Here is a 26057-nt window from a genome sequence, read left to right as displayed (position 1 = left end):
TCGGGCAACGGTGACCGAGCGTATCGGCGCTTTGGTGGCGTCGTCCCAGCCGCCCGGATAGCTCAACAACGCGATCACTATCTAGGTCTCCTTCGGCGACACCGTCGCCTGTGTCAGAAAAAACCGGCGCAAAACGTCATTCGGTGCGCGGCCCTTGACGTCCCCGAACAGCCACGTCGCCCGTTTCCGGTTCCTCTGCTCGCCCCGTGGACAGTGCCCGCGCCATACGGATAGCGGGCACCCCTGGGCGACACTAACTTCGGACCGACATTGACCCGCACAAGAGCCCCGCAGCGAGGAATTCATGAACGATCCGAATGCCGGCAACGCCGTAGTTGTGACACGGAGTGAGCGCGATACCCGTTGGTTCTTCAAGAATCTGGTGGACATCGTCGCCACCGGAAAGCACACCGGAGGTGCCTACGCCATCTTCGAACTTCTTGGCCCGCCCGGGGATGAAGTGCCCCTACACGTGCATACGGACGAGGATGAGGCGTTCCTGATCCTCGAGGGGGAAATGACGGTGTGGGTGGGCGACGAAATGCGCGTTCTCCAACCCGCCGATTACGCACTGATGCCACGAAACGTGGTCCACTGTTACAAGGTTACTTCGGACATCCCGGCCCGTTGGCTGGGCATCACTTCACCGGCAGGCTTCGAAGACTACGTTGTCGAGGTTTCTGAGGCTGCCGCAGAGCGTCGCTTGCCTGATTTCCAGGGTTACGACCCTGAGAGGATCGCGACCGTCGGGCAGATTGCTCAAAAGTACGGCGTCACCTTCCTCGGTGGCCCCGGCCAGCGCCCATCCGACCTCAAGTAGAACTGACTGCTGTCTTGTGTTGGGCCAGAACCGCTTTGACGGCGGTACACCTCGATTTCGCGACGGCGTTACACCACCCGCGCCCGGCGATCACTATCACTGGGCCACCCGAAATAAGCAGGGCATGACTGCCGACTGCGGCCATGGACGCTGCGCGCGGGCCGGCCATTGCGCGATTGAACGCTGTCTCTGAATCCGGTTGTCGGAAGGGCGAATCCGGCGGACCCCTTGAACAACTTCACGACCCCATTCGAAAGGACCAACGATGCGCACCATCACGATCGTCGGTGCTGGCCAGTCCGGGCTGCATCTCGGTATCGGACTGCTCGACGCCGGATATGACGTTCGGATCGTCTCCAACCGTACGCCCGAGCAGATCTACAACGGACGGATCCTCTCGAGCCAAATCATGTTCGTCAGCGCGCTCGCCCGAGAGGCCGCGTTGGGTCTCGATTTCTGGTCTAAGGACTGTCCAACCGTAGATGGTGTCGAGTTCAGTCTGCCCGACGGCAATGGCGGTAAGGCCATCTCGTGGGCGTCCCGGCTCGATCTGCCTGCGCAATCAGTCGACCAGCGCGTGAAGATGCCGCGCTGGATGGCCGAGTTCACCAGCCGGGGTGGTCGGCTCGACATCCAAGAAGTCACGATCGACGACTTGGAAAAATATGCGAAATCGTCTGAGCTTGTCCTTGTTGCCGCGGGTAAGGGCGATATGGCACAACTGTTCGAGCGCGATGCCGCCCGCTCGACGTTCGATGCTCCCCAACGTGCGCTATCGCTTACGTACGTCACGGGCATGACGCCAACGACGCCGTATTCGACGGTGTCGTTTAACTTGATCCCGGGCGCCGGCGAATACTTCGTCATGCCGGCGCTGACCACGACGGGACCGTGCGACATCATGGCTATCGCGGGCCTCCCCGGCGGTCCGCTGGATCTATTCGGCGGTGTCACCGACGCCGCCCAGCACTTTGAGATCGCCAGGAAGATCGTGGACACTTACGTGCCCTGGGAGGCCGAGCGCTGCCGCGATGTACAACTCACTGACAACCTCGGTGTGCTGGCCGGCCGCTTGACTCCGACCGTCCGCAAGCCAATCGGGGTGTTACCGTCCGGCGCGCCCGTCCTGGGCCTCGCGGATGTCGTCGTTCTCAATGACCCCATCACCGGTCAGGGCTCCAACAATGCAAGCAAGTGCGCCACATCGTATTTGTCCAGCATTCTCGAGCACGGCGACCGCCCGTTCGATACCGAGTTCATGACCGACACGTTCGAGCGGTATTGGGACTACGCCAAGTACGCAGCCGCGTGGACCAACTCGTTGCTCATGCAGCCGCCTCCACACGTCGTTGAAATACTGGCGGCCGCTGGTACGAGTCCCCGGATCGCACGTCGCTTCGCCAACGGTTACGACGATCCGCGCGACTTTTTCCACTGGTTCATGGATCCCGACGCTGCCCGGTCCTATCTTGACGAGCTCGCGCCGGCCGAAGGCGCGGGCAGTGGCCTCAAGCCTTGACATCGGTCAACAGCGCAACGACTATAGTTGCTATGCCGACGATCGTCACAGAATCAATATATGCCATCTGCGGGGCCGCACGAAGCGATCGATTGGAACCCGATTTCATCGGCGAACCTGACCCGCACGCCCGACCCAATTTGTCGTACTGAATCCGCGGCGCTGAAATGTCGGATTGCGCTGCGGTATACCGCTCTCGCACCCATCACCGCTTCGGGATCACCGTTTCACCTTCGCGACCGGCCTATGCCGGCAGCGCGACGCCCTTCGCTTCACGGCTGATCAGCCGTGGTCTCCGCCCCATGCTGCGGCAGTTCGGAGACGCGCGATTTCCAAGAGGTTCGAACTGCCTGCCCCAATCCACGATGTCGGTCATGAGGGCGAAGTATTTTTCTGAAGGCGAACGCGTGTCTAACTTGCTCACTGGAGGAACTCTCTGAACACGCGGTGCCGGGGGCTCCGATCTGGCGGCGGCGGGAACGACTTCTGTCGCCCCCGCCGGTCTGGCGTGGAGGGAGAGAACAGCAGTGAACGGTACCGGCCCACCAGCCACATACGAGTTCGTTCGCACGGAGGATCTTGACTGCATCCGGGAAGCGGTGTCGAACGCCGTCACGACGCATCGGCTCGACCGGCTAGATCGCACCCACATGGACGCGACCTTCAGTGCGACCCGCGTGGACAAGATCAACCTCATTCGGCTCGGGTATGGCACCGCCGTCAAGATCGACGGGCCGGCGCCTGAGCGGCGATTTCATCTCGTTCAAGTGCCGCTGCGGGGAAGTGCAGCCGTGATGTCCGGTCGGGAGGAGGTCGTGTCGACACCCGACTTCGCCGCGATGCCCGACATGCGGCAGCGCATCTCGATGAAATGGGCTTCGGACTGCGAACAGATCGGCATCCGCGTCGACGACGACCAACTGACCCGCCACCTCCAGTCGCTTCTCGGCCGCCCGGTGCTCGGTCCGATCAGATTCGAGATGGGACTGGACCTGCGCACGAGCCGCGGGCGAGGCTGGCGCGCTGCCCTTGACTTGTTGTTTGGCGAGGCCGAACGCACCGGAGGTCTGCTTGAACATCCACTGCTGTCGTCGCAGCTGGAGTGTGTCCTTCTCACCGGCCTGTTGCTCGCGCAACGCCATAACTACAGTGCGGCGTTGCACGCCCAACAGGTGCCAGCGGCACCACGCCCTATCAGGGTGGCGTTGGAGCGAATCGAAGAGCACCCCGAACGTCCTCTGACGACCGTGACGCTGGCGGCGGACGCCGGTGTCGGCGTGCGAGCGCTGCAGCAAGGTTTCCATGACCTCGTCGGTTGCTCGCCGATGACCTACCTGCGCGAAGTACGTCTGAAGCGGGTTCGGGAGGCATTGGCAGAGGCGGACCCCAGGTCGGGCGCCAGTGTCACCGACATCGCGTTGGACTGGGGTTTTATGCACCTGGGCCGGTTCTCGGTCGAATACCGCCGACGGTTCGGCGAGTCACCGTCACAGACATTGCGGCGGTAGCCGAGCACGCGCCGCCGGCGTAGGACGAGGGCTAGACGACGGCTTGACCGATTTGCCGGAGCCGTAGTCAAGCAACGGGAGTTGCTCACTGGCCTTTCCATGCAGGCGAACGCCTGGCGTTGAACGCGGCGTGGAACTCGGCATGGTCATCGGTGGTCATCAGCAGGGCCTGGGTCATTGCGTCGAGCTCCATCGACGACGACATTGACATGTCCAGCTCACGGGTCAGCAACGATTTGGTCTGGGAGAGCGCGAGACTCGGACCGCTGGCGATTCGGCCGGCAAGGGCGGCGACCGCGTCGTCGAGCTGATCGTCGTCGACAAGTTGCGAGACCAGGCCGTAGCGGTCGGCGGTATCTGCGTCGATCGTGTCGCCCAGCATCAGCAGGGAGGAGGCCCGGCCGAGGCCGACGACGCGGGGGAGTAGGTAGGCGGCGCCCATGTCGCCGCCGGAGAGACCGACCTTGGTGAAGAGGAAGGCGAAGCGTCCCGATCGGCCGACGACACGGAAGTCCGCGGCAAGCGCGATGACCGCGCCGGCGCCCGCGGCGATGCCATTGATCTTGACGATGATCGGGATCGGGCACTCGCGCATGGCACGGATGACGTCGCCGGTCATCTTGGTGAACTGCATCAGCTCGCCGGCCTTCATCTTGATCAGCTCGCCGATGATCTCGTTGACATCGCCGCCGCCGCAGAAAGCCCGTCCCTCGCCTCGGATCACCAGCACCTTCACACCGTCGTGGTGGGGCAACTCGGCGAGCAGGTCGCGCAGGTCCGCATAAGACTCGAAGGTGAGTGGGTTGAACTTCTCGGGACGGTTGAGCGTGACGGTCGCGACGGAACCCTCGACCTTGAAGTCGAAGTGCTCCCAGGTGGTGGTCAGCGGGACCGACGCCTTGAAACGGGTCACGGGGCGTTCCTCTCTTTGAACAGCTCGCGGGCGATGATGGAGCGCTGCACCTCTGAGGCGCCTTCGTAGATTCGGGGAGCCCGGACGTCGCGGTAGAGGTGCTCGAGCAGGTGGCCGCGCTCGAGGGCGCGGGCGCCGTGCAGTTGGACGCACTGGTCGACGATGGTTTGGGCGGCCTCGGTGGCGAATAACTTGGCCATGGCGGCCGACCGGGTAACTGCACTGCGCGAAGCACCTGCGTCGTAGGTTCGAGCCGCGGCGTAGACGAGCAGCCGAGCCGCCTGCAGTCGGGTGGCCAGGTCGGCCAGCGTGTGGGCGACGGACTGTTGCGCGGCGAGCGGTGCGCCGTGGACCTGTCGCGTGGACACGTGGTCGAGCGTGACGTCGATCGCTGCCTGCGCCATGCCCGCGGCAAAGGCGCCGACGCTGGGACGGAACAGATCGAGGGTGCGCATGGCCACCTTGAACCCGGCGTCGACCTCGCCGAGCACGTCACCGGCACCGACGCGGACACCGTCGAAACGGAGCCGCCCGATCGGGTGGGGCGACAGCAGGTCGAGGTGCTCGCCGGACAGTCCCTCGGCGTCGCCGGCAACCGCGAACGCGGTCACCCCGCGCGCGCCCGCGCCCGCGGTGGTTCGGGCGAAGACGGTGTAGACATCGGCCTCGGGGGCGTTGGATATCCAGATCTTCTCCCCGTGCAACCGCCAGCCGCGGCCGTCTGGAATCGCCAGTAGCGCAAGGGCGGCGGCATCGGAACCCGCCTCCGGCTCGGTCAGCGCGAACGCCGCGACTGCGGTGCCGCGCACGACGCGGGGGATCCAGCGCTCAACGGTGCCCGGGCGGCCGGACTGCAGGATGGGGTAGCTACCCAAACCCTGGAGCGCGAGCGCGGTCTCCGCCTCGGTCGACACGCTTGCGATGGTCTCCCGAAGCAGGCATAGTCGCATGGCCGCGGCGTCTCTGGGTGGCTCCTCGGGCGATCCGCCGAACAGGTCGCGCAGCAGCCCATGCCCGCCCATGGCGACAAGCAGAGGACGGTTCACTCTGCCCTCGACGCCCTTGTCGACCAGCGGCAGCAACTCGGTCATCGCCAGGTCGCGGACCCGTCGTGCGTAGGCGGTTTCCTCGACGGTCAGGACGCCCATCAGGTGTGCTGCCTCGTTGGTCGCCACCGCTGGTGGCGGGTAGCGGTCTTGCCGTCGCGGATCAACTGCAGGCGGGGCTTCGGGCCGTCGGTGCGACCCGTCTGCGGTTTGCGCCTGCCGGCCCGCCACGAGTCGGGCCATACCGCGCCAGAACCGGTGTAGTTCTGCTCAACGGCGGCGTGCAGCGTCCAGCTCGGATCGTAAAGGTGGACTCGGCCGAGCGCGCACAGGTCGGCGCGCCCGGCGAGCAGAATCGAGTTCACATCGTCGTGCGACGAGATCACACCCACTGCGATCGTGGGTATTTCGACGGTGTGGCGGATCTTGTCCGCGAAGGGTGTCTGGTACGAGCGCCCGAACGCCGGTGTCTCGTCGGGGGTGACCTGGCCCGAGGAGACGTCGATGGCGGCGGCGCCGGCATCCTTGAATGACTGGGCGATGTGCGTTGCGTCGTCGCCGGTGATCCCGCCGTCGACCCAGTCGGTGGCCGAGATGCGCACGGTCATCGGCTTGTGTGCCGGCCACGCCTCGCGCACCGCCCGAAATACCTCGAGTGGGTAGCGCATCCGCCCGACCAAGTCGCCCCCGTAGCGGTCAACGCGCCGGTTGGCGACGGGCGAAATGAACGAGGACAACAGGTAGCCGTGGGCGCAGTGCAGCTCGACCAAGTCGAAGCCGGCCTCATCGGCTCGTCTCGCCGCGTTGACGAATTGTTGTTTTATGTCGGCAAGGTCGGCCTCGGTCAGCTCCCGAGGCATCTGGTTCACGCCGGGTTTGTAGGGCAGCGGGGAAGGCGCAACGATCTCCCAGTTGCCGTGGTCGAGGGGCTGGTCGATGCCATCCCACATGAGCTTGGTCGAGCCTTTGCGGCCGGAATGACCAAGTTGGATGCCGATCTTCGCGTTTGTGTCCGCGTGCACGAAGTCGGTGATCTGTCGCCACGCCCGACTTTGTTCGTCGGTCCAGATGCCGGTGCAGCCGGGGGTGATCCGGCCCGTCTGGCTCACGCAGACCATTTCGGTCATCACCAAGCCGGCGCCGCCGAGCGCCTTGCCTCCGAGATGAACCAGGTGGAAGTTGTTCGGCATGCCGTCGGTCGCGCAGTACATGTCCATCGGTGAGACCACGACCCGATTGACGAGCTCCAGGTCCCCGAGCCGCATTGGCTGGAACATCGGCGGCGTGTCTGGCCGATGCGCGTGATCCTGTGCGGCGAACCATGCGTTGACTTTTGCGACGAACTCGGGGTCGCGCAGTTGCAGGTTGTCGTAGGTGACCCGCCGGCTACGGGTCATGATGTTGAACGCGAATTGCAGGGGGTCTTGGTCGATGTACTGGCCGAGGTTTTCAAACCACTCCAGGCTGGCCTGTGCGGCGCGCTGGGTGGAGCGCACGACGGCTTTGCGCTCGGCCTCGTACTCGGCGAGTGCAGCGTCGACAGTCGGCTGCTCGTGTAGGCAGGCGGCCAGCGACAGCGCGTCTTCCATTGCGAGCTTGGTGCCAGAGCCGATGGAAAAGTGCGCAGTGTGCGCGGCGTCGCCGAGCAGCACGATGTTTCCGTTCCGCCAGCACTCGTTGCGAACCGTGGTGAAGTTGATCCATTTGGAGTTGTTCGCCATGACGTCGTGGCCATCGAGGATGTCGGCGAACAGCTCCTTGATCCGCTCGATGGACTTCTCGTCGGATTCGCCCGGCGCGAACTCCTGCGCCGCGAAAACGTCGAAGCCTGCCGACCGCCAAACGTCTTCGTTCATCTCGACGATGAAGGTGCTGCCGTTGTCGTCGAACGGGTAGCCGTGCACCTGCATCACGCCGTACGGGGTCTCGCGGATGTAGAACTTGAACGCCTCGAATACCTTGTCGGTACCTAGCCACATGTACTTGCACGCGCGGTGGTCGAGGCTCGGCCTGAACGATTCGCGGTAGGTCGAGCGCACCACCGAATTCAGGCCATCCGACGCGACGACGAGGTCGTGGGTTGCAGCCAAGGTCTCCACGTCCGGAGCCTCGGTGTGGAAATGCACGGTCACGTCGAGGTCCGCGCAACGCTGCTGGAGAATTTCGAGCAGCAGCTTGCGGCTCATGGCAGCGAACCCGTGACCGCCGCTGGTGATCGTCTCACCGCGGTAGTGCACGTCGATGTCGTCCCAGCGCGCGAAGGCCTGTTCCATCCGGCGGTGGATTTCGGCGTCGGCGTGCTCGATCCCGCCCAGGGTCTCGTCAGAGAAAACCACGCCGAAGCCGAACGTGTCGTCGGCTGCGTTGCGCTCCCACACGGTGATCTCGTTGTCGGGCCCGAGCTGCTTGGCCAGTGCCGAAAAGTACAGGCCCCCGGGACCGCCTCCGATCACTGCAATGCGCACATTCTCCTCCTGGGCCGGGTGACGACGGGGACATCTTATGTAGGTATTTTGGCGAACGTCAGAGATGCGACATATAGACTAGTCGTAGTCCCCGATCCGCTGGCGGATACCGCCAGGCGACTTCGTTGCCGCGCCTAACGGTGAACGCGTAGCGAAGCGACGAGCGTCCTACCTCGTCGATCCAGAGGGTCACGGTGACTTGGTCCCGAAACCGCAACCGTGCGCGGTAGTCGACCTCATGGCGGGCGCGAGGATCGACGCCGAACAGGGTCAGGACGCCGAGCCCTTCGTTTAGCTCCACCTCGGCGGCGACGATTCGTTCAATCGTCACCTGCGGAGCAGTCGGCGGGGCTTGCGTCGTCATCAGACGCCCGCAGTCGGGTGCTGCGCAAGACCGGGGAGACGGTAGCGCTGCAGCTTGCCGGTGGCAGTCTTGGGCAGCTCGTCGACGAACATCACGCGGCGCGGGTATTTGTATGGCGCGATGCGCTGCTTGGCGAACTCCTGCAGTTGTGCAATGACGCGCTCGTCGCCCTGGACGCCGTCCCGCAGCACGACGAACGCGGTCACGACTTGGCTGCGCTCCTCGTCGGGCAGCCCGACGACGCCGCACTCCTTGACATCGGGATGCGCGAGTAACGCCTCCTCGACCTCAGGCCCTGCGATGTTGTAGCCGGAGGACACGATCATGTCGTCGCTGCGTGCCTGGTACCAGAAGTATCCGTCGGCGTCCTCGACGAAGGTGTCACCGGTGATGTTCCACCCGTGCTGCACGTACTCGTGCTGGCGCGGGTCGGCCAGGTAGCGGCAGCCCGTGGGTCCTTGGACCGCGAGCCTTCCCGGTATCCCCGGCGGCTGCGGGTTGCCCTGCTCGTCGAGCACCGTTGCGACGTAGCCCGGCACGGCGCGGCCGGTGGAGCCGGGCCGGATGTCGTCGTCGGCGGAGGCGATGAAGATGTGCAGCATCTCGGTGGCGCCGATGCCGTCGATGAGTCTGAGGCCGGTCGCCTCGAACAGCGACCGCCACGTGGCGGCGGGCAGATGCTCGCCGGCGGAGACCGCGCGGCGCAGTGTGCCGAGCCGGTCGGCCTTGCCCGAGGCGAGCATGGCGCGGTAGGCCGTCGGTGCGGTGAAGCAGACCGTCACCTCCTGCTCGGCGATCAGATCCGCGAGCTGCTCGGGCGTGGCCTTCTCCACCAGCAACGTCGAGGCACCGACCCGCAGCGGAAATACGACCAGGCCGCACAGGCCGAAGGTGAACGCCAGTGGCGGGGTGCCTGTGAAGATGTCGTCGGCCTGCGGCTTGAGCACGTGTGCGGAGAAAGTGTCCGCGACGGCCAGGATGTCGCGGTGGAAGTGCACGGTGGCTTTGGGGCGGCCAGTCGTGCCGGACGTGAATGCGAGCAGCGCGACATCGTCGGCCGCCGTGTCGACAGGCGTGAATGTCTCCGGCCTGCCGCTGATCGCCGTCGTCAGGCCACCCTCACCGCCGTACTCAAGTACGCGCAGTCCGGGGATACCCGATGAGGTGAGGGCTTCGGTGCAGCGGGTGTCGCATAGCGCGAAGTCGACTGCCGCGATCTCGGCGATCTTGGCCAGCTCGCCCTCGCGCAGCATGGGCACCGTGGTGACCGCGACCGCGCCGGCCTTCATGACGCCGAACCAGCAGGCCACCAACCAGGGATTATTCAGACCGCGCAGCAAGACACGATTGCCGGGCACGATGCCCTGGTCCTCAGTGAGCACCGTGGCGATCTGGTTGGAGACGCGCCTCAAGTCGCCATAGGTCCAGGGTTCGCACCCCGGCGCGAGCAGACAGTGCCGGTTGGCGCCCAGACGGTCCGCCACGTGATCGAGTAGCTCCACTGCGCAGTTGAGACGCTTGGGGTACAGCAGGCCGGGGAGATCGAAGAGCAGCTCGGGCCACTCGTCTCCGGCGGGGAGGTTGTCTTGGCAGAAAGTGTCGACGTGAGCGGACGATGAAGGCGGCATAGCGTCCTTCCTGACGACAAACCCGGGGTGACTGTTGGCAATCTATGCTCTATTGATGACGATAGTCAATAGAGCAACATATCAAGAAGGTCATTGAAATAGACGTGGCCGAACCGTTCGCGGGCACGCTCTCGCCGAGCGGACGGAATCATGCGAAGTTCGGCGCTAGTACCGGCACGCAAGCAGCTCGGCACAGACGCTCATAGGTCAGTCGGGCAGAACGGCGAAGCCCTGAACCTCGACCATCGCATCGGCGTCCCACAGTCGGGCGACGCCGATGCCGGCCATGGCGGGGTATTGGTTGCCGACGAGTCGCTTCCACACGCCGCCGATGGCGCGCGATTCGGCCTTGTATGCCGCCATGTCGACGATGTAAATGGTCAGACTCGCCAGGTCTGACGGGCTGCCTCCCGCAGCCGCCAGCGCGGTGAGCAGGTTTCCGAGGGCCTTCTCGAACTGCTCCACCACCGTCTTGCCGACGATGCGGCCGGAGGGGTCCAGCGCGGTCTGGCCGGCGAGGAACACGGTCCTGCCGGCGCCTATCGCGGCGTGCGAGAAGCCCTTCGGTGTGCCGAGCTCGGGCGGGTTGACGAACTCGAGACTCATGACTGCACTCCTCCGCCATCGATGGTGATGCCCTGCCCGTTGAGGGCCGGATTGGTTACGCACAACCACACAGCGTCGACCACCTCGTCCACCGTCACCAGTCGTCCATTGGGCTGCTTGGCCTCCAGCGCCGCGCGGGCCTCCGCCGGTGAGCGGCCCGTCTTCTCTGCGATGTCGGCGACGGTGCGTTCGGTCATCGGGGTGTCCACGTAGCCGGGGCAGACCGCGTTGACGGTGACGCCCTTGGTGGCGAGCTCGGCCGCCGCCGAACGCACGACCCCAAGGAGGCCGTGCTTGCTGGCGGTGTACGCGCTGATGTAGGGCTCGCCTCGCTTGGCCGCGACGGACGCGACGACGACAATTCGGCCGTGACCGCGCCCGACCATGCCCGGCGCGACGCGCCGGATGCACCGGAACGGGGCGGTCAGATTCAGGTCGAGCATCCGAGCCCACTGCTCGTCGGTGGTCTTCGCGAGCGGAGCAGAGATGCCCGCGCCGGCGTTGGCGACCAGGGCATCGATGCGGCCCCAGACATCCTCGACGGCCGTGAAAAGCCGGTCGATGGCATCGGTGGACGTGATGTCCTCCGGGTGCACGAGCGTCTCCCCTGAGCACAGCCGAGCCGTTTCACGAAGCTCGTCCTCGCTGCGCGAAGTGAGCCCGACGCGGTAACCCTCCGAGCTGAGCCGTATCGCTATCGCACGGCCGATGCCTCGACCGGCACCTGTGACGACAGCGACTGGACCGGAGTTGAACACCATTGGACCATGCCATGTAATGATTACGGTCGTCAATATTTCAGCATATTACTTCGCGCGTCAGCGGAGATCTGCGATGCCCTCGGTACTACTGCCGCGGCAACGAGCACGTCCGCCTTTGCGGCAGGCGTCGGGCTGAGTCTGTGGTGGGTGAACGCCGGGTGCCGAGGGGTTGCACGGCGCTGTCGCAGCGAACGGTCATGGGAAGGCCGGATCGCAACGGCGACCGATTGTTGTTGTGCCCCGCCGGTTCGCGTGGCGGGCTCTGTCAACGTGGTGCCTGTCGAGATCGGTGTCGGCCGTCAGCTCGTCGATTGCGGCGACCGTGGAGTCCATGTCACGTCGCCGGGCAGGTCCGGATGCGCCTCCCAGCTGCGATGCGCCCGGTCTAGTTGTTGCGCACACAGGGCTGTCGCCCAAAGGGACGTATGGTGCTTCTATGACGGCAGCGCTTCAATCGGCTGGTGTGGGCGGTGGCCGAGACGCCCGCCTTGCTCAGTTGATCATTACGATCTTCGGCCTCTATGCACGTGCCGAAGGCAACTGGTTGTCGGTTGCCTCTGTGGTCGCCTTGATGGCTGACCTCGGAGGGGAGGGTCCGGCTGCGCGTTCGGCGATCTCGCGTCTGAAGCGCAGAGGTGTGCTCATCAGCGAGCGCCGCGCTGAGACCGCCGGGTACACGCTCGCAGCGCCGACGTTAGAGGTGCTTGCCGAGGGTGATGTACGGATCTTCGAGCGCAGGCGGGCAACCGTAGCCGACGGTTGGGTAGTGGTGGTGTTCTCCGTACCCGAGTCCGAGCGCGATAAGCGCCATTCCCTGCGGTCCTGCCTGACACGACTCGGTTTTGGTACCGCGGCACCTGCCGTGTGGGTAGCTCCAGGAAACCTGGCGGAAGAGACTCGTCAGGCCCTGGAAGGCCGAAGATTGTCCGGTTACGTCGACATCTTCACCGGTCAGCATTTCGCCTTCGGGGATCTGCGAACCAAGGTGCGCACCTGGTGGGATCTGGAGGAGCTAACCGCACTGTATGCCGACTTCTTACAGATGTACCGGCCGGCTCTCTATCGGTCATCGGCCGAACGGCTTACCCCCCAGGAAGCGTTTCGAATTTACGTGCCGATGCTGACCCAGTGGCGTCGGCTTCCGTACCGCGACCCGGGACTGCCGCTGACACTTCTGCCGCCGGCGTGGAACGGCGAAGCGGCAGGCGAGTTATTCGACGAATTGAACAAGGGGCTCAACACTTTGGCGCACAAGCACGCCCTGGCGGTCATCCACGGTAAGCCCTCGAAGAACACCACCGTGAAGTCCGCACGGTCGCCGAGTGGGCGCAAATCCTCCTCTGGTTAAACATGATTGCGTACTTGGCCTCGTGTTGACCTCGCTGTTCATGGAAGCGTGGCGCCCTCTTTGGGGCACGCATCGGCCGACAGGGCCGTCATCCCGGTCATGTGTCGCGACGGCAAATGCTGGAGCGCGGTCACTGGTCTTGGGCCGACCGGCGGTGTAGGCGCTCAGCGATGGACGGCTGGTCACCGACCACGAGCGAATCTGGCCGGCTGTCGACCATCCCTGGCTGGATGATGTCCAGCGGTGAAAGATATTGCACTGCAATAGAATCGGATCAACGCGAGCATAGGTCGAGCCGAAGATATCCTGAACACGTTTGGGCGCAGGCAATTTCGTCTTCGGCGGCCGCCGCTGGCGCGATCAGGAACCCTGGGCAAGTAGGTTGACCACGTGGTCACTGTCGAAGTACTCGGTGATGCGAGCGACTTTCCGGTCGGAATTGAAGTCCCAGATCGAGCAGTAGTCGTTGCGATACTCCCCGCCGTTCGCTGCGATCCCGGTTCCTGTGAAGGTCGCTACCACCGTGTTGTCTACCGCAATGCAGCGGCTCACCGTGTAGTTGATGCCATCTCGAAACGACGAGTAGACGCCCTCCAACAGCTCGAGGACGCGGTGACGCCCCTGGTATTCGCCCGAAAAAGAATGTTGTCCGGTGAGCTCGTAGACGACGTCTTCGGCAAACAGTTCGTTTAGCTTTGCCAAGTCTCCAGCGGACATAGCTGCCAGCGCGTCTCGCACCTGTCCGATGAGGATGTTGCTGGTGTTCGGGGTTGCGGTATTCATGGCATTCCTTGTCTGGTCGTAGGACTCTGGTGTAGGAAATGGCGTATGCTGGGCGCTATTCCGAGGTTGCAGCGAGCAGAATTTTTCCGGGGCGCTTGCCCTCGAGGTGCTCGTCGAGAGCGCTCCTGAAATCGTTTAGGGGAAATTCGCGTTCGTTGTCCACCTTGACCTTTCCGCCAGCGGACGCCTCGATGACATCCCGTAGCAACTGGCGATCCGATTCGCTTGCCGGCGGCGAGAAGGAGAACGGATAGCTGTAGGGCGCTATATCGACGAATGAGTACATGAGGTCGGGCCCGGCCACGTCGAGGTTGGAATCGTCGAGGCAACCATAGAGCTGCACCCGGGAGAACGGCGAACAGGCGCGTATCAGTTGGCCGAGTTGATTCCCTGTTACGCAATCGATTACGCCCGATACGCCCTGCCCGCACGTTGCCTCCATCACCACCTCGCGCAAGTTTGCACCGAACTCCTCGTGCGCAAGGACCGCGGCGGCCCCCAGAGCCGTGAGATCGATTTCCGGACGCCTCCTGCGGACAACCGAGATGACGTTGATGCCCTTTCGGACGGCGAACTGCAGTGCGATCGATGCGACTGTTGAGTAGCCGGCGGTGAGTGCGAGCCACTGACCGGACCGTACGCCGGACTTCTCGACCAGTTGCCAGGCTGTTACGACATTGGAAAATTGTGCGGCCAGTGCGAGGGGATAGTCCGGCGGCAGCTCGATGAGGGAGTCGGTCGGAACTGAAACGTATTCGGCCCACGTGCCGAATGCGGTGTAGTGAAATAGTCGGTTCGAAGGCGATTCCGCACCGTCGCCGCCCGACGAGACATAGCCTGCGCCCGAGATGCCGGCTACTTGGCCGGGAAACACAGGACGCGTGGGTCCTGGGAACTTGTCCGCGACGAAAAGCAGATCTGAGGGATTGATAGGGACCAATGCGGTACGTATTACGACGTGTCCTGGACGGCAATCCGGCATCGTCACGTCGCGCAGCTTCAGGACGGCAAATCCGTCGGACTCCGTGCCTGCCCCGTCGAAGACAATGGCTTTCACCGTGGATGGCCTTTCATCCGTAGGTCAATATGTGTCGTTAGTCTGACGATCGTCAGGATAACGCGACCAGGATGGCTGCCTCGCCCCGCACTGTCAAGGGCGTTGTGCCGCTGACGCCACGCCGGGGCGGGTGCGAGCCGCTGACAGCCACGGGCGTGAAACATCAACGCTCCCAGTGTTCCAGGACGAAGGCGGCGTTGACGCGCGGTAGGACTCGTGTCTGCTTCGATGGTCGGTAGGCGCTAGAAACGACCGCGCCAGACCGCCCAACGGGTGACACCACGTTGAATTCGCCGCTGCATCGAGGCGCGCCCCACCCCTGCTCGCTGTGTGGCCAACGCCCGCGTTAATCGGATAGCGGACACCGGCGAGCATCACTGACTCTGAAACTCCATTCGAAACGACTCTTGAGTTGAGCGGAGGTAAGGTGGCCGATCTGCACCAGCACGCGGTCGCAGGGGCCGGCGGTTGGATGCCCACTGGGCGTGCAGTAGTCGGCCTCGTGCACAAAGTAACCGATGACAACGTTGCAGCGGTGATCGCCCGCACCGTCGAGCCTCCCGGTCCCAGGCATGTCACCGGATCTTTGACTATGCAAGGTGCAAAAAACGTAGGTAGGTACGCGATCAACTGTCCTCGTGAGCATTGGTTCCCGCAGGCAGGTCACGTTGGCGGACCGCAGTTTTCGTCGCTGCCCAATTCGCCGGTGAGTGCATGACAACCCTTCGGATTCAACGCTCCCCGAACGGTTCTTCAGGGGCGGCGGCGCAACGCGACAGCGCGGCAAGCGGCCGGGGCGGTCGGTCAATTGAGCACATCCAGAAGGACTTGAACTGCTGTTGCCGATCGCCGCTGACGATGTATATCATAGGACCAGGCTCATATGTAATATATAGGAATGAGCGTCCCCGGCGTTCGAGCGTTAAGGAGGTGTCCGATGGATGATCCTCAGGGCACGGTGGCGGCGGTTACCGCAAGGCCACTTTTCGCGCGGCACACCTCGTGTCCGTCGGAACTGGACTGCAAGTAGATGATCACCATGAATGCGGTGCCTGTCCCGCCTGGATGCCGACGGATCAAGGTTGGTCAGCACGTCCCATCCGTTGGTGCCGACCCATGCAGCGCATGCTGACTCGGTCGAACACGCCAGCCATGTGTCGTCCCATGTATTCAAGAAGGTCGTTGATGGCGGCCTGTTCCGATCACCGAACTGGACCGACCAAAACACGAGTGCGACAACGCTTCCAGTGGGAATGGTTGAGGGGAATCGCTACTAGGTGGATCGCAGCCCCGGTATCGGGGTGTGCGCTTCACTCAGGGAGTCAACCTGAGATCGTCGGCGGATTGACCAATGGATGCGCGCATCTGCGCGGCGGTCGCCGCTTGTCTGTGGGTCCCGATCGCGCAAAAGCATGCCCTGCCGATTACGCGGCGAGTTACTGATGGCGCGGGTGGCAATTGTAGGGGCAGGCCAGTCCGGTGCCCAGTTAGCGCTCGGTCTGTTGCATGCGGGCCATGAGGTGACGCTCGTCAGCGACCGGTCTCCACAGGAGATCCGTTCTGGCTCAGTACTTTCCAGTCAATGCATGTTTGAATCGGCCCTGGCCACCGAGCATGAACTCGGGATCGACCAATGGGCCGCCGAGTGCCCCGACATCGGCGCGGTCGCGATCACTGTTGGCGGTGACGCACCGCGTACATGGTCGGCGCCGTTGTCGGCGCCGGCTCAGGCGGTCGACCAGCGACTGAAGTGCGCGGCGTGGGCCGAGCAGGTCGAGGAGCTCGGAGGCACACTCGTGGTGCGTCTAGCCGAGGTTGCCGACCTCGAGGAGTACGCCCGCACGCACGACCTCGTCGTGATCGCCACCGGCAGAGGCGATATCGGGCGATTGTTTCCACCAAACCATGAGCTATCGCCTTTCGACCGCCCGCAACGGGAGTTGGCGCTGACCTACGTCACGGGGATGTCGCCGAGGCCGGACGGTCCGGCGATCAGTTTCACACTGGTGCCCAATGTTGGCGAGTGCGCCACCCTTCCCGCCCTAACCGTCGGCGGCCCGTGCGACATCATTGTTTTCGGCGGAATGCCCGGTGGCCCGATGGACTGCTGGGATGACGTCGCTGACGCCGATCAGCACCTGGAGCGTTCGCTTGAGTTGCTGGCGAAATTCGCTCCTGCGGAATTCGATCGATGTGCCGACGTTTCACTCACCGATCCAGGCGGTGTGCTGAGAAGCAGGTTCACCCCTCAGGTCCGGATGCCGGTGGCGACCTTGCCGTCCGGCCGTCCGGTGCTCGGCATCGGAGATGCGGTGGTCCTCAACGACCCCCTCACCGCGCAGGGTGCCAATCTTGCCGCACACGCCGCGACCTACTACCTCGACAGCATCAATCGCAATGTCAACGGGTCTTTCGACGCCGCTTGGATGCGACACACCTTCGAAAAGTTCTGGCGCGGTTGGGCCAAGTGGGCCGTCGACTGGACCAACTCGTTTCTCCTCGGGCCATCTGAGCATCAAATGGAACTGCTGGCCGAAGCCGCAGACAACACAGAACTAGCGACCGAAATAGCCGACGGCTTCGACGATCCACGCCAGTTCTTTCAGTGGTGGTTTGACGCCGAGGCCGCCACCCGCTTCCGCGCTGAAAAGCGTGCCGCGAGATCGGGTCGGTTCGACCCGCGCGATCTGCGACGTGCACTTGGTCAGTACGCGACCGGCGTCGCGGTCGTCACCGCTCGCGGGGCGGACGGACGACGTGTCGGTATGACGGCCAACTCGTTCACGTCCGTGTCGATGAACCCGCCATTGGTGCTGTGGTGTCCGAGCCGGAATGCCGCTAGCCTTCCGACGTTCACCGAGGCGACCCATTTCGCGGTGAACGTGCTCGGCGCAGACCACGAGCATCTTTCGCGGCAGTTCTCCACGCCGGCCACAGACAAATTCGCCGCCCTCGAGTTGGTCGAGGGCAAAGGCGGTACACCTGTGCTGTCCGGTGCGTTAGCCCGTTTCGAGTGTCGCACGGTGAAATGCTTCGAAGCCGGCGATCACCTCGTAGTCCTCGGCGAAATCGAAGACTACGACGCACCCGGCGGTAGCCCGCTCATGTTCCACAACGGCACCCTCCGCGCTGGCTGGTAGGAGGAGATGACATGAGCGTACTGAGAATTGCATCGATGCAGATCGGAATGAGCAGGGAAGCTCCGGCTGAGAACGTCTGCGGCTCAACGGATCCGATTTGCTCACGGGCAGGTGTGTAAATCGGTGGCCATCAAACGTGTCAACGATGTCGGCGGAGGGCTGGCAACTTGGTCGAGCGGCGTCGCGCTAAAGCCCCTGCGCAATATCGGAGGGTTTTTCGGCTTCGCGCTCGACCTATTCGTCACGATGTTCAAGCCGCCGTGGGCATGGCGCGAGTTCCTCGAGCAGACGTGGTTCGTGGCAAGGGTGTCCCTCGTCCCCACGCTGATGTTGTCGATTCCGTACGTCGTCATCTCGGTCTTCACGTTCAATGTGTTGCTCGTTGAGTTCGGCGCAGGCGATTTCTCCGGCAGTGGCGCGGCTGTCGGCGCCGTCAACCAGATCGGGCCATTCGTGACAGTGCTGGTTGTCGCCGGTGCCGGTGCTGCAGCAATGTGCGCCGACTTGGGGGCGCGCACGATCCGCGAAGAGCTCGACGCGCTGCGCGTCATGGGTATCGACCCGATTCGGGCGCTGTTGGTGCCTCGGGTGCTGGCCGCAACCGTGGTAGCGCTGTTGCTGTCATCGCTGGTGACGCTTACGGGGCTCACCGGAGGGTTCTTCTTCTCGGTGTTCTTCCAGCACGTGACACCGGGTTCGTTTGTCGCTGGCATGACGTTTATCACCGGACTCACCGACGTGCTGATTTCCATGGTCAAAGCAACGCTGTTCGGACTCACCGCCGGGCTCGTCGCCTGCTACCAGGGCACAACAGTTGGCGGCGGACCCGCCGGCGTGGGCAACGCGGTGAACGAAACGGTGGTGTTCTCGTTCGTCTTGTTGTTCATCATCAACCTCGTTGTCACTGCTATCGGATTTGAGATCACTAAATGAGCGTCGGGGGTGTTGCGGCGCAACGGTTTCCACGTTTTGTGAGAGTGCTGGGCAACGCGAGGGCGGGCTGGCGACAGATTGGCGACCAGACGAGGTTCTACGGTAAAACGATCGTTTCGCTAGGCGATGTCTTCGTTCACTACAAGGCCGAATTGCTCAGACAAGTCGCCGCAATGAGTTTGGGCACTGGGGCGCTCGCAGTGATCGGCGGCACGGTGGCCGTCGTTGCCTTCCTGACCATGTCAACCGGCGGCCTCATCGCGGCCCAAGGGTATAACCAGTTCTCTCAGGTTGGTGTAGAAGCCTTGGTCGGATTCGCATCTGCATTCCTCAACACTCGGCTGATCACCCCAAACACTGCGGCGATCGCGCTCGCGGCCACGATCGGGGCAGGTGCCACTGCGCAACTGGGCGCTATGCGCATCAATGACGAAATCGACGCGCTCGAAGTCATGGGGATCCGCTCGATCGCCTACTTGGCATCGACGCGGGTGGTGGCAGGGGTAATCGTTGTCCTGCCGCTCTATAGCGTCGCGTTGATAATGGCTTACACCGCCGCCCGGTTCGGCACAACCGCCATCTACGGCCAGTCCGATGGCGTCTACAACCACTACTTCAACACATTCCTCGTACCCGCCGACGTCATCCGATCATTCACCGTCACCATCGCAGCGGCAGCGATGATCATGCTGGTACACACCTACTACGGGTACACAGCCACGGGAGGTCCCGCGGGTGTGGGGGAGGCGGTCGGACGCGCGACCCGTACGTCGCTGGTAGCCACCGCTCTGTTGATCCTGTTCGTATCTCTGGCCTTATACGGCCAGACCGGACTCTTCAACTTCTCGGGGTGACGCGGTGTCTGCTTACTGGGGAAAGCCCCGAATCGCGTCTGAATGGTTGGCAGCCATGATGGTTGTCGTGGTAATCGCCGCGATGGCGGTCTGCCTGGGTGCGTTCAACCAATCCTTCACGCCGGCCGTGGCGGTAACGCTCACGTCGGACCGCTCCGGGCTCGTGATGGAGCCGTACGCCAAGGTGAAGATGCGCGGGGTTCAGGTGGGTCGGGTCGCCACGGTAGGCGGTGGCTCCAATCAGGTAAGTCTTCAGCTAGAGATCGACCCCGACCAAATCAAGTACATTCCGGCCAACGTTCAGGCACGCATCGACGCCACCTCACTGTTCGGCGCGAAGTTCGTCGATCTGGTCTATCCCAGTCACCCAAGCCCGCAACCATTGTCCGCCGGAGCAGTGCTGAGGTCACAGAATGTCGCCGTCGAGGTGAACACGGTGTTTCAGAATCTGGTCGACCTCATCAAGCAGATCGATCCGGCCAAATTGAACGCCGTGCTCTCCGCGCTGGCCGACGCTGTACGGGGGCAGGGAGAGCGCATCGGAGAAGCCACTACTGATGCCAATGAGGTTCTAGTAGCCCTAAATTCGCGAACCGACACGATGCGCGAGGACTGGCGTGCCTTGAAGAAAGTCGGTGACACCTACAGTGCTGCGGCACACGACATCATCGACACGCTGTCGGCGGCCAGCACTACAAGTGTGACCGTGACCAATCTGGCCCAGCAGCTCGACGCGTTGCTACTGGGGATTGCGGGCTTTTCGCGGAGCGGCATCGCGGTTCTGGGCCCGAGCAAGGACAACTTCGTCAGGGGATTCAACCTGCTGGAGCCCACGACGAATTTATTGATGAAGTACAAGCCAGAGCTGACATGCATGCTCGTCGGCGCCAAAACCGCACTGGACACAGGGATTACCGATTACGTCGGTGGCGCCAACGGCAAGTCGGTCATCATGGACGCGGCAACGTTGTTGGGCGACGACCCCTACCGGTACCCGGATAATCTGCCCGTCAACGCCGCCAAGGGCGGCCCCGGCGGCAAGCCCGGCTGTGGTTCGCTACCCGACGTCGCGAAGAACTGGCCCGTGCGCTATCTGGTCACCGACACCGGCTTTGGCACAGGCGTCGATATCCGCCCGAATCCCGGGATCGGATTCCCCGGTTGGGCCAACTACTTTCCGGTCACCCGGGCGGTGCCCGAACCGCCCAGCATTAGGTACCCGGGCGGCCCGGCCCCTGGACCCATTCCTTACCCAGGTGCGCCCCCATACGGTGCCCCGCAGTATGGCCCCGACGGCACCCCGCTATACCCGGGGGTCCCGCCCCCAACCCCTCCACCGGCGGGACCCCCACCCTCCTCCGAGGCTGTGAATCCGGGAGCACCGTCCCCGCCCTGACTGCGGTGATGATCTGTCCAGTACCCACCAACCAGCGCCACTGAAGAAGAGGTGAACTGCATTGCAACGTAACCTATCTGGGCTGCTACTTCGCCTGGTGATCTTCTTCATCGTGTGTGCGCTCGGTGCGTTCGGGTTGATCGCGATCTTCGCGCAGTTGCGGTTTCAGGGAGAAAGGTCCTACAACGCGATCTTCTCTACGGTGACAGGGCTGGAGGACGGCAACTTCGTCCGTATTGCCGGCGTCGAGGTCGGCAAGGTGAAACACATCAAGATCAGGGACGATTCAACCGCGCAGGTCGAATTCAGTGTGGATGACTCTGTGGTATTGACCGAGGGCAGCAGGGCGGTCATTCGGTACGACAACCTCATCGGCGGTCGGTATTTGGCGCTGGAGGACGGTGCCGGCGGAGCCAAGACGCTTGGCCCCGGCGAAACAATCCCGTTGGAACGGACGGCACCCGCCCTGGATCTGGATGCGCTAATCGGTGGGTTCCGACCACTTTTCCGTGCCCTTGACCCCGACCAAGTCAATGCCTTGTCCGGTCAACTCATCGCGGCGTTTCAAGGTCAGGGCGGGACAATCGGGTCAATCCTCTCCCAGACGGCGGCTCTCACCAACACCTTGGCGGACCGCGATGAGTTGATCGGACAGGTCGTGGTGAATCTCAACACCGTGCTGGGCTCGCTGGGCGACCACAGCGACAAGTTCGGCACGGCGGTCGACTCTCTTTCGGAGTTGGTCCACGGACTCGAGACCCGCAAGGACGACCTGAGCGCGGGCCTGGCCTACGCCAATGAGGGTGCTCGCACAATCGCCGATCTTCTCAACCAAGCACGGCCGCCGTTACAAAAAACCGTCCAGGAGACCGACCGAACGGCAGGAATCGTGGTCGCCGATCACGACTACTTCGATGACCTGCTCAACACACTGCCCGACGCGTACCGCGTCCTGGGTAGACAGGCGCTCAACGGCGACTTCTTCAGTTTCTACCTGTGCGACCTGGTGCTGAAGATGAACGGCAAAGGCGGCCAACCGGTCTACGTCAAAGTGGCTGGACAAGACTCCGGCAGGTGCACCCCCCGATGAAACCCTTCCGCGAACGCAACCCAATCATCCTCGGGGCCATCGGCGTGACAGCGATCGTCGCCGTCACGGTGGGCAGCTTCAACTACCACAAGCTGCCGTTCTTCTCCTCAGACACAACCTATTCCGCCTATTTCGACGAGGCGGGCGGCCTCGCCAGCGGTGCGCCGGTGCAGGTATCGGGTTTTCGTGCCGGACAGGTGCAAAGCATCAAGCTCGAACCCCAGGGTGTGCTCATCGAGTTCACCGTCGCCGACGACATCCGTCTCGGGAAGCGCACGGAGGCCGCCATCAAGACGATCGGCCTTCTAGGTAACAAGATCCTGGCCGTCACACCGCGCGGAGAAGGGCACTTGTCCGATGTCATCCCGATCGAGCGCACGACGTCGCCGTATCAGTTACCCGATGCGGTTGGCGATCTCACCGCGACAATCAGCGGCCTTGACACAGGCCAACTGTCGGCCTCGCTCAGCACGTTGAGCGAAACACTGCGCGACACCCCGCCACAGCTCAAGGTGGCGGTCGATGGCGTCGCGCGGTTCTCCCAAACGCTCAACCAACGCGATGCGCAGCTGCGGACGTTGCTCGCCAACGCCCGCAAGGCAACTGGAGTTTTGGCCGAACGCACAGGTCAGATCGTGCGGCTCATCCACGACTCCAACGCGCTACTAGCCGAGCTGCGTTCTCAGAGCGCCGCACTGGATCAGATCTCGGGAAACATCTCCTCGATGTCTCAGCAGATCCAGGACCTCATCGCCGAAAACCGTGCCACGTTGAAACCGGCATTGGACAAGCTGAACGGAGTGCTGAGCATCGTCGACAACCGCAAGGCGCAGGTGCAGAAGTCCATCAAAGGGCTCAGTGATTACGTTATGGGACTAGGCGAGTCGGTATCATCGGGCCCATTCTTCAAGGCCTATCTCGCAAATCTGCTTCCTGGCCAGTTCGTGCAGCCGTTCGTGGACGCGGCCTTCTCCGACCTCGGATTGGACCCTCACGTTCTTGCACCTTCGGAGCGCCACGATCAGCAAACCGGTCAACCGGGCACTCCGGCGCTGCCGGTCCCGTATCCGCGCACGGGCCAAGGTGGCGACCCGAATCTGACTCTGCCCGACGCTATTACCGGCAAACCCGGTGACCCGCGGTACCCGTACCGCGAACCGCTGCCGGCGCCGCCGCCAGGCGGGCCGCCACCTGGCCCGCCTGCCGCGCCGCCGGTAGACGCGCTGCATACGCCCGATCCGACGCCCAGCCCAGTATTCGTTCCAGCGCCTGGTGAAGTCGGGCCCGCGGACGCCGGATCGGTGGGCGCGCAGGGCGGCCCACGATGAAATTGCGTTACGCCCGCATCAGCCTGGCCATCGTCTTGGTCGCCGCCCTGGTAGGTGGAACCTATCAAGTGGTTACTGCGACGCGGGAGGTCACCCGGGCACACGTCGTTGCTTTTTTCCAGAACAGCAACGGCCTGTTCGTCGGCGACGATGTCCGGATTCGCGGTGTGAATGTCGGCAGGATCGATGCGATCGAACCGCAACCCACGCAAGTGAAGATCACGTTCTGGGTCGACGACCGATTCAAGGTGCCGGCTGACGCCAAAGCTGTGATCCTGTCGCCGACGCTGGTGACTGCACGGGCCATCCAGTTGACCCCTCCGTACCGCAGCGGTCCCGCACTGGCGGACAATGCGGTCATTCCGGCAGACCGTACGGCTGTTCCCGTGGAATGGGATGACTTCCGCAGTCAACTGGAACGGCTCACCAAGACACTCCAGCCCACCGAGCCAGGCGGCGTAAGCACGTTGGGCGCCTTTATCAACGCAACCGCCGACAACCTGCGTGGGCAGGGCCCTGCTATCCGCGACACTATAATCAAACTCTCCCAAGCCCTTTCAGCGCTCGGTGACCACAGTGAGGACACGTTCGCCAGCGTCAAGGCTCTGTCCACGCTGGTATCAGCGCTGCAGGACAGCACGGCTTTGATACGTGAACTCAATGACAACCTCGCGTCGGTCACTGGACTGATGGCCAATGATCCCGACGAAGTAGCCAATGCCGTCAAGGACCTGAACTCGGCCTTGGGGGAAGTCAAGTCGTTTGTCGCCGCAAACCGTGACAGCATCGGGACGACGTCGGCGAAGCTCGCCTCGGTGTCGCAAGCGTTGACCGACAGCCTTGATGACATCAAACAAGTGCTGCACGCCGCCCCGACGACCCTCGCAAATCTCAACAACACTTACCAGCCTGCGCAAGCCACACTCAGCGGCGCGCTGGCGGCTAACAACTTCAGCGATCCGATCACATTCCTATGCGGTGCAATACAAGCCGCCTCCCGGCTGAACGCCGAGCAGTCGTCGAAACTTTGTGTGCAGTACCTGGCGCCGATCGTCAAAAACCGCCAGTACAACTTCCTGCCGTTAGGCCTCAATCCGTTGGTCGGCGCTGCTGCGCGACCTAACGAAATCACCTACAGCGAGGACTGGATGCGACCCGATTACGTACCACCGCAACCAAATCCACCTGCCGGACCCGCGGCGGGCGCTGGGACAGCCTCGCCCTCCGACGGCTCTTCGCCGCTGGCAGCCGAAGGGCCGCTGCGCGATGGGCCGGTGCCCGCCGCCGTTCCGCCCACGCATCAAACCGATCCTGCTGCGGGGTTGCCAGGCATGATGATGCCACCCGGAGGCGGGTCCTGATGGGCCGGCGCAAATGCCGCGCCGTGGCGATCACGTCGGTCATGTTGTTGGCCGCTGTGTTGTCGGGGTGCGGTTGGCGGGGGCTGAATTCCTTTCCGCTGCCCGGCACGCAGGGTCGCGGCCCGGGCGCCTTCACGATCCAGGCCCAGATGCCCGACGTGAACAATATCCAAGAGAACTCACGAGTCCGCGTCGGTGATGTCAACGTCGGCACGGTCACCAAGATCGAACGGCAGGGCTGGCACGCGCTCCTAACCATCAGGTTGAACGGCGACGTGGCCATGCCCGCCAACTCCACGATATCGGTCGGCCAGACGAGCCTGCTCGGTTCGCTGCATATCGAATTGGCACAACCGACCGACGTACCCCCGCAAGGCAGGCTTCACCAAGGCTCACTGATTCCTCTGTCCTCGGGCACGGCCTATCCATCCACCGAACAAACTTTGGCGGCGGCCTCACTGCTGCTCAACGGTGGCGGGCTCGGCCAGGTCCAGGACATCACCAAGGCGCTCAGCACCGCGTTCGCCGGCCGCGAGGACGATCTCCGAAACCTGATGACACAGTTAGACACCTTCATCAGTCGCGTCAATGATCAAACCAGCGACATCATCGCCGCCACAGAGAGTCTCAACCGGCTCGTCGGAAAGTTCGCCGTCCAGAAGCCCGTCGTCGACAAGGCCCTGGACACGATTCCCCATGCGTTGACCGTGTTGAACAGAGAGCGCGACAATCTGGTCGAAGCGGTCGACCAGTTGGGAAAGTTCAACGCGCTCGCCGCCGACTCGATCCATCAGACCAAAGAGGCGCTAGTCCAGGAGTTGAAGGATCTCGGCCCGGTGCTGGAGTCGCTGGCGAATGCCGGACCCGCATTGACGCGTTCGTTGAGCCTCTTCGGGACATTCCCATTCCCCAAGGAAACACTCACTAAGTGGATGCGTGGCGATTACGCGAACATCACCGTCGTCGCCGACCTGACGCTGAGTCGAATGGATTCGTCGTTGTTCACCGGAACACGCTGGGAAGGCGACTTGACCAAGCTCGAACTGCAATGGGGCCGCACCATCGGTCAGCTGCCCAGCCCATACACCGCGGGCAACCCACTCACCGCTCCGTACCACTGGGATCAGGGACCTTAAC

Annotated in this window: 21 protein-coding genes; 12 read left to right on the top strand and 9 right to left on the bottom strand. The window is 63.3% G+C overall.

The window, feature by feature from the left end; all coding sequences use genetic code 11:
- Window positions 1-304 precede the first annotated feature (304 nt).
- From VJV41_RS12415 to VJV41_RS12405, 3 genes are all read left to right on the top strand, one after another.
- Window positions 305-820, top strand: a complete 516-nt coding sequence (locus VJV41_RS12415; protein ID WP_325334071.1) for a quercetin 2,3-dioxygenase — start codon at window positions 305-307, stop codon at window positions 818-820.
- A 265-nt stretch (window positions 821-1085) separates the two neighbouring features.
- The gene (locus VJV41_RS12410) at window positions 1086-2339 is read left to right on the top strand and encodes a styrene monooxygenase/indole monooxygenase family protein (protein ID WP_325334069.1); all 1254 of its coding nucleotides are present in this window, start codon (window positions 1086-1088) and stop codon (window positions 2337-2339) included.
- A gap of 527 nt (window positions 2340-2866) precedes the next feature.
- Complete coding sequence (locus tag VJV41_RS12405; protein ID WP_325334067.1) at window positions 2867-3847, top strand: AraC family transcriptional regulator; 981 nt, start codon at window positions 2867-2869, stop codon at window positions 3845-3847.
- An 85-nt stretch (window positions 3848-3932) separates the two neighbouring features.
- Here the strand turns inward: VJV41_RS12405 and VJV41_RS12400 are convergent, their stop codons facing one another.
- The 7 genes from VJV41_RS12400 to VJV41_RS12370 form a co-directional block, all read right to left on the bottom strand.
- A complete protein-coding gene (locus VJV41_RS12400; RefSeq protein WP_325334065.1) occupies window positions 3933-4760 on the bottom strand; it encodes an enoyl-CoA hydratase family protein in 828 nt (275 codons plus the stop codon).
- Window positions 4757-5908, bottom strand: coding sequence for an acyl-CoA dehydrogenase family protein (locus VJV41_RS12395; protein ID WP_325334063.1), 1152 nt, complete (start codon window positions 5906-5908; stop codon window positions 4757-4759). The genes VJV41_RS12400 and VJV41_RS12395 overlap by 4 nt, the downstream gene beginning before the upstream one ends.
- Window positions 5908-8271 (bottom strand): bifunctional salicylyl-CoA 5-hydroxylase/oxidoreductase, encoded by a 2364-nt coding sequence (locus tag VJV41_RS12390; RefSeq protein ID WP_325334061.1) that lies wholly within the window; start codon window positions 8269-8271, stop codon window positions 5908-5910. Before VJV41_RS12390 ends, VJV41_RS12395 begins: the two co-directional genes overlap by 1 nt.
- Before the next feature lie 58 nt (window positions 8272-8329).
- Window positions 8330-8635 carry an acyl-CoA thioesterase gene (locus VJV41_RS12385; RefSeq protein WP_325334058.1) on the bottom strand — a complete coding sequence of 102 codons (306 nt, stop codon included), beginning with the start codon at window positions 8633-8635 and terminating at the stop codon, window positions 8330-8332.
- Window positions 8635-10263, bottom strand: a complete 1629-nt coding sequence (locus VJV41_RS12380) for an AMP-binding protein (RefSeq protein WP_325334056.1) — start codon at window positions 10261-10263, stop codon at window positions 8635-8637. Before VJV41_RS12380 ends, VJV41_RS12385 begins: the two co-directional genes overlap by 1 nt.
- Window positions 10264-10470: 207 nt before the next feature.
- Window positions 10471-10869: a RidA family protein gene (locus tag VJV41_RS12375; protein WP_325334054.1), complete on the bottom strand. Its 399-nt coding sequence runs from the start codon at window positions 10867-10869 to the stop codon at window positions 10471-10473.
- Window positions 10866-11663, bottom strand: a complete 798-nt coding sequence (locus tag VJV41_RS12370; protein WP_325334052.1) for an SDR family oxidoreductase — start codon at window positions 11661-11663, stop codon at window positions 10866-10868. Before VJV41_RS12370 ends, VJV41_RS12375 begins: the two co-directional genes overlap by 4 nt.
- Before the next feature lie 403 nt (window positions 11664-12066).
- Here VJV41_RS12370 and VJV41_RS12365 point away from each other — a divergent pair, with 403 nt between their 5' ends.
- Window positions 12067-12978, top strand: coding sequence for a PaaX family transcriptional regulator C-terminal domain-containing protein (locus VJV41_RS12365; protein WP_325334051.1), 912 nt, complete (start codon window positions 12067-12069; stop codon window positions 12976-12978).
- Between the two features lie 360 nt (window positions 12979-13338).
- On the opposite strand, the gene VJV41_RS12360 is transcribed toward VJV41_RS12365, so the two are convergent.
- Both VJV41_RS12360 and VJV41_RS12355 read right to left on the bottom strand, forming a co-directional pair.
- The gene (locus tag VJV41_RS12360; RefSeq protein WP_325334049.1) at window positions 13339-13761 is read right to left on the bottom strand and encodes a nuclear transport factor 2 family protein; all 423 of its coding nucleotides are present in this window, start codon (window positions 13759-13761) and stop codon (window positions 13339-13341) included.
- Between the two features lie 55 nt (window positions 13762-13816).
- Window positions 13817-14743 (bottom strand): zinc-binding dehydrogenase, encoded by a 927-nt coding sequence (locus VJV41_RS12355; RefSeq protein ID WP_325334084.1) that lies wholly within the window; start codon window positions 14741-14743, stop codon window positions 13817-13819.
- A gap of 1487 nt (window positions 14744-16230) precedes the next feature.
- Between VJV41_RS12355 and VJV41_RS12350 the strand changes: the two genes are divergently transcribed.
- The 8 genes from VJV41_RS12350 to VJV41_RS12315 all read left to right on the top strand — a co-directional run bounded on the left by VJV41_RS12350 (window position 16231) and on the right by VJV41_RS12315 (window position 26056).
- Window positions 16231-17958, top strand: a complete 1728-nt coding sequence (locus VJV41_RS12350) for a flavin reductase (protein WP_325334047.1) — start codon at window positions 16231-16233, stop codon at window positions 17956-17958.
- A gap of 159 nt (window positions 17959-18117) precedes the next feature.
- Window positions 18118-18891: an MlaE family ABC transporter permease gene (locus tag VJV41_RS12345; protein WP_414684943.1), complete on the top strand. Its 774-nt coding sequence runs from the start codon at window positions 18118-18120 to the stop codon at window positions 18889-18891.
- Window positions 18888-19745, top strand: coding sequence for an ABC transporter permease (locus VJV41_RS12340; protein WP_325334045.1), 858 nt, complete (start codon window positions 18888-18890; stop codon window positions 19743-19745). The genes VJV41_RS12345 and VJV41_RS12340 overlap by 4 nt, the downstream gene beginning before the upstream one ends.
- 55 nt (window positions 19746-19800) lie before the next feature.
- Window positions 19801-21141 carry an MCE family protein gene (locus tag VJV41_RS12335; protein ID WP_325334043.1) on the top strand — a complete coding sequence of 447 codons (1341 nt, stop codon included), beginning with the start codon at window positions 19801-19803 and terminating at the stop codon, window positions 21139-21141.
- Between the two features lie 61 nt (window positions 21142-21202).
- Entirely contained in the window at window positions 21203-22231 is a 1029-nt protein-coding gene (locus VJV41_RS12330; RefSeq protein ID WP_325334040.1) for a virulence factor Mce family protein, read from the top strand.
- A complete protein-coding gene (locus tag VJV41_RS12325; protein WP_325334038.1) occupies window positions 22228-23559 on the top strand; it encodes an MCE family protein in 1332 nt (443 codons plus the stop codon). Before VJV41_RS12330 ends, VJV41_RS12325 begins: the two co-directional genes overlap by 4 nt.
- The gene (locus VJV41_RS12320) at window positions 23556-24920 is read left to right on the top strand and encodes an MCE family protein (protein WP_325334036.1); all 1365 of its coding nucleotides are present in this window, start codon (window positions 23556-23558) and stop codon (window positions 24918-24920) included. Before VJV41_RS12325 ends, VJV41_RS12320 begins: the two co-directional genes overlap by 4 nt.
- Entirely contained in the window at window positions 24920-26056 is a 1137-nt protein-coding gene (locus VJV41_RS12315) for an MCE family protein (RefSeq protein WP_325334034.1), read from the top strand. Before VJV41_RS12320 ends, VJV41_RS12315 begins: the two co-directional genes overlap by 1 nt.
- Window position 26057 lies beyond the last annotated feature (1 nt).

Origin of the sequence: Mycobacterium sp. (assembly GCF_035274705.1) — a bacterium.
Taxonomy (GTDB): Bacteria; Actinomycetota; Actinomycetes; order Mycobacteriales; family Mycobacteriaceae; genus Mycobacterium.
This window is presented reverse-complemented; position numbering and strand designations above follow the sequence as displayed.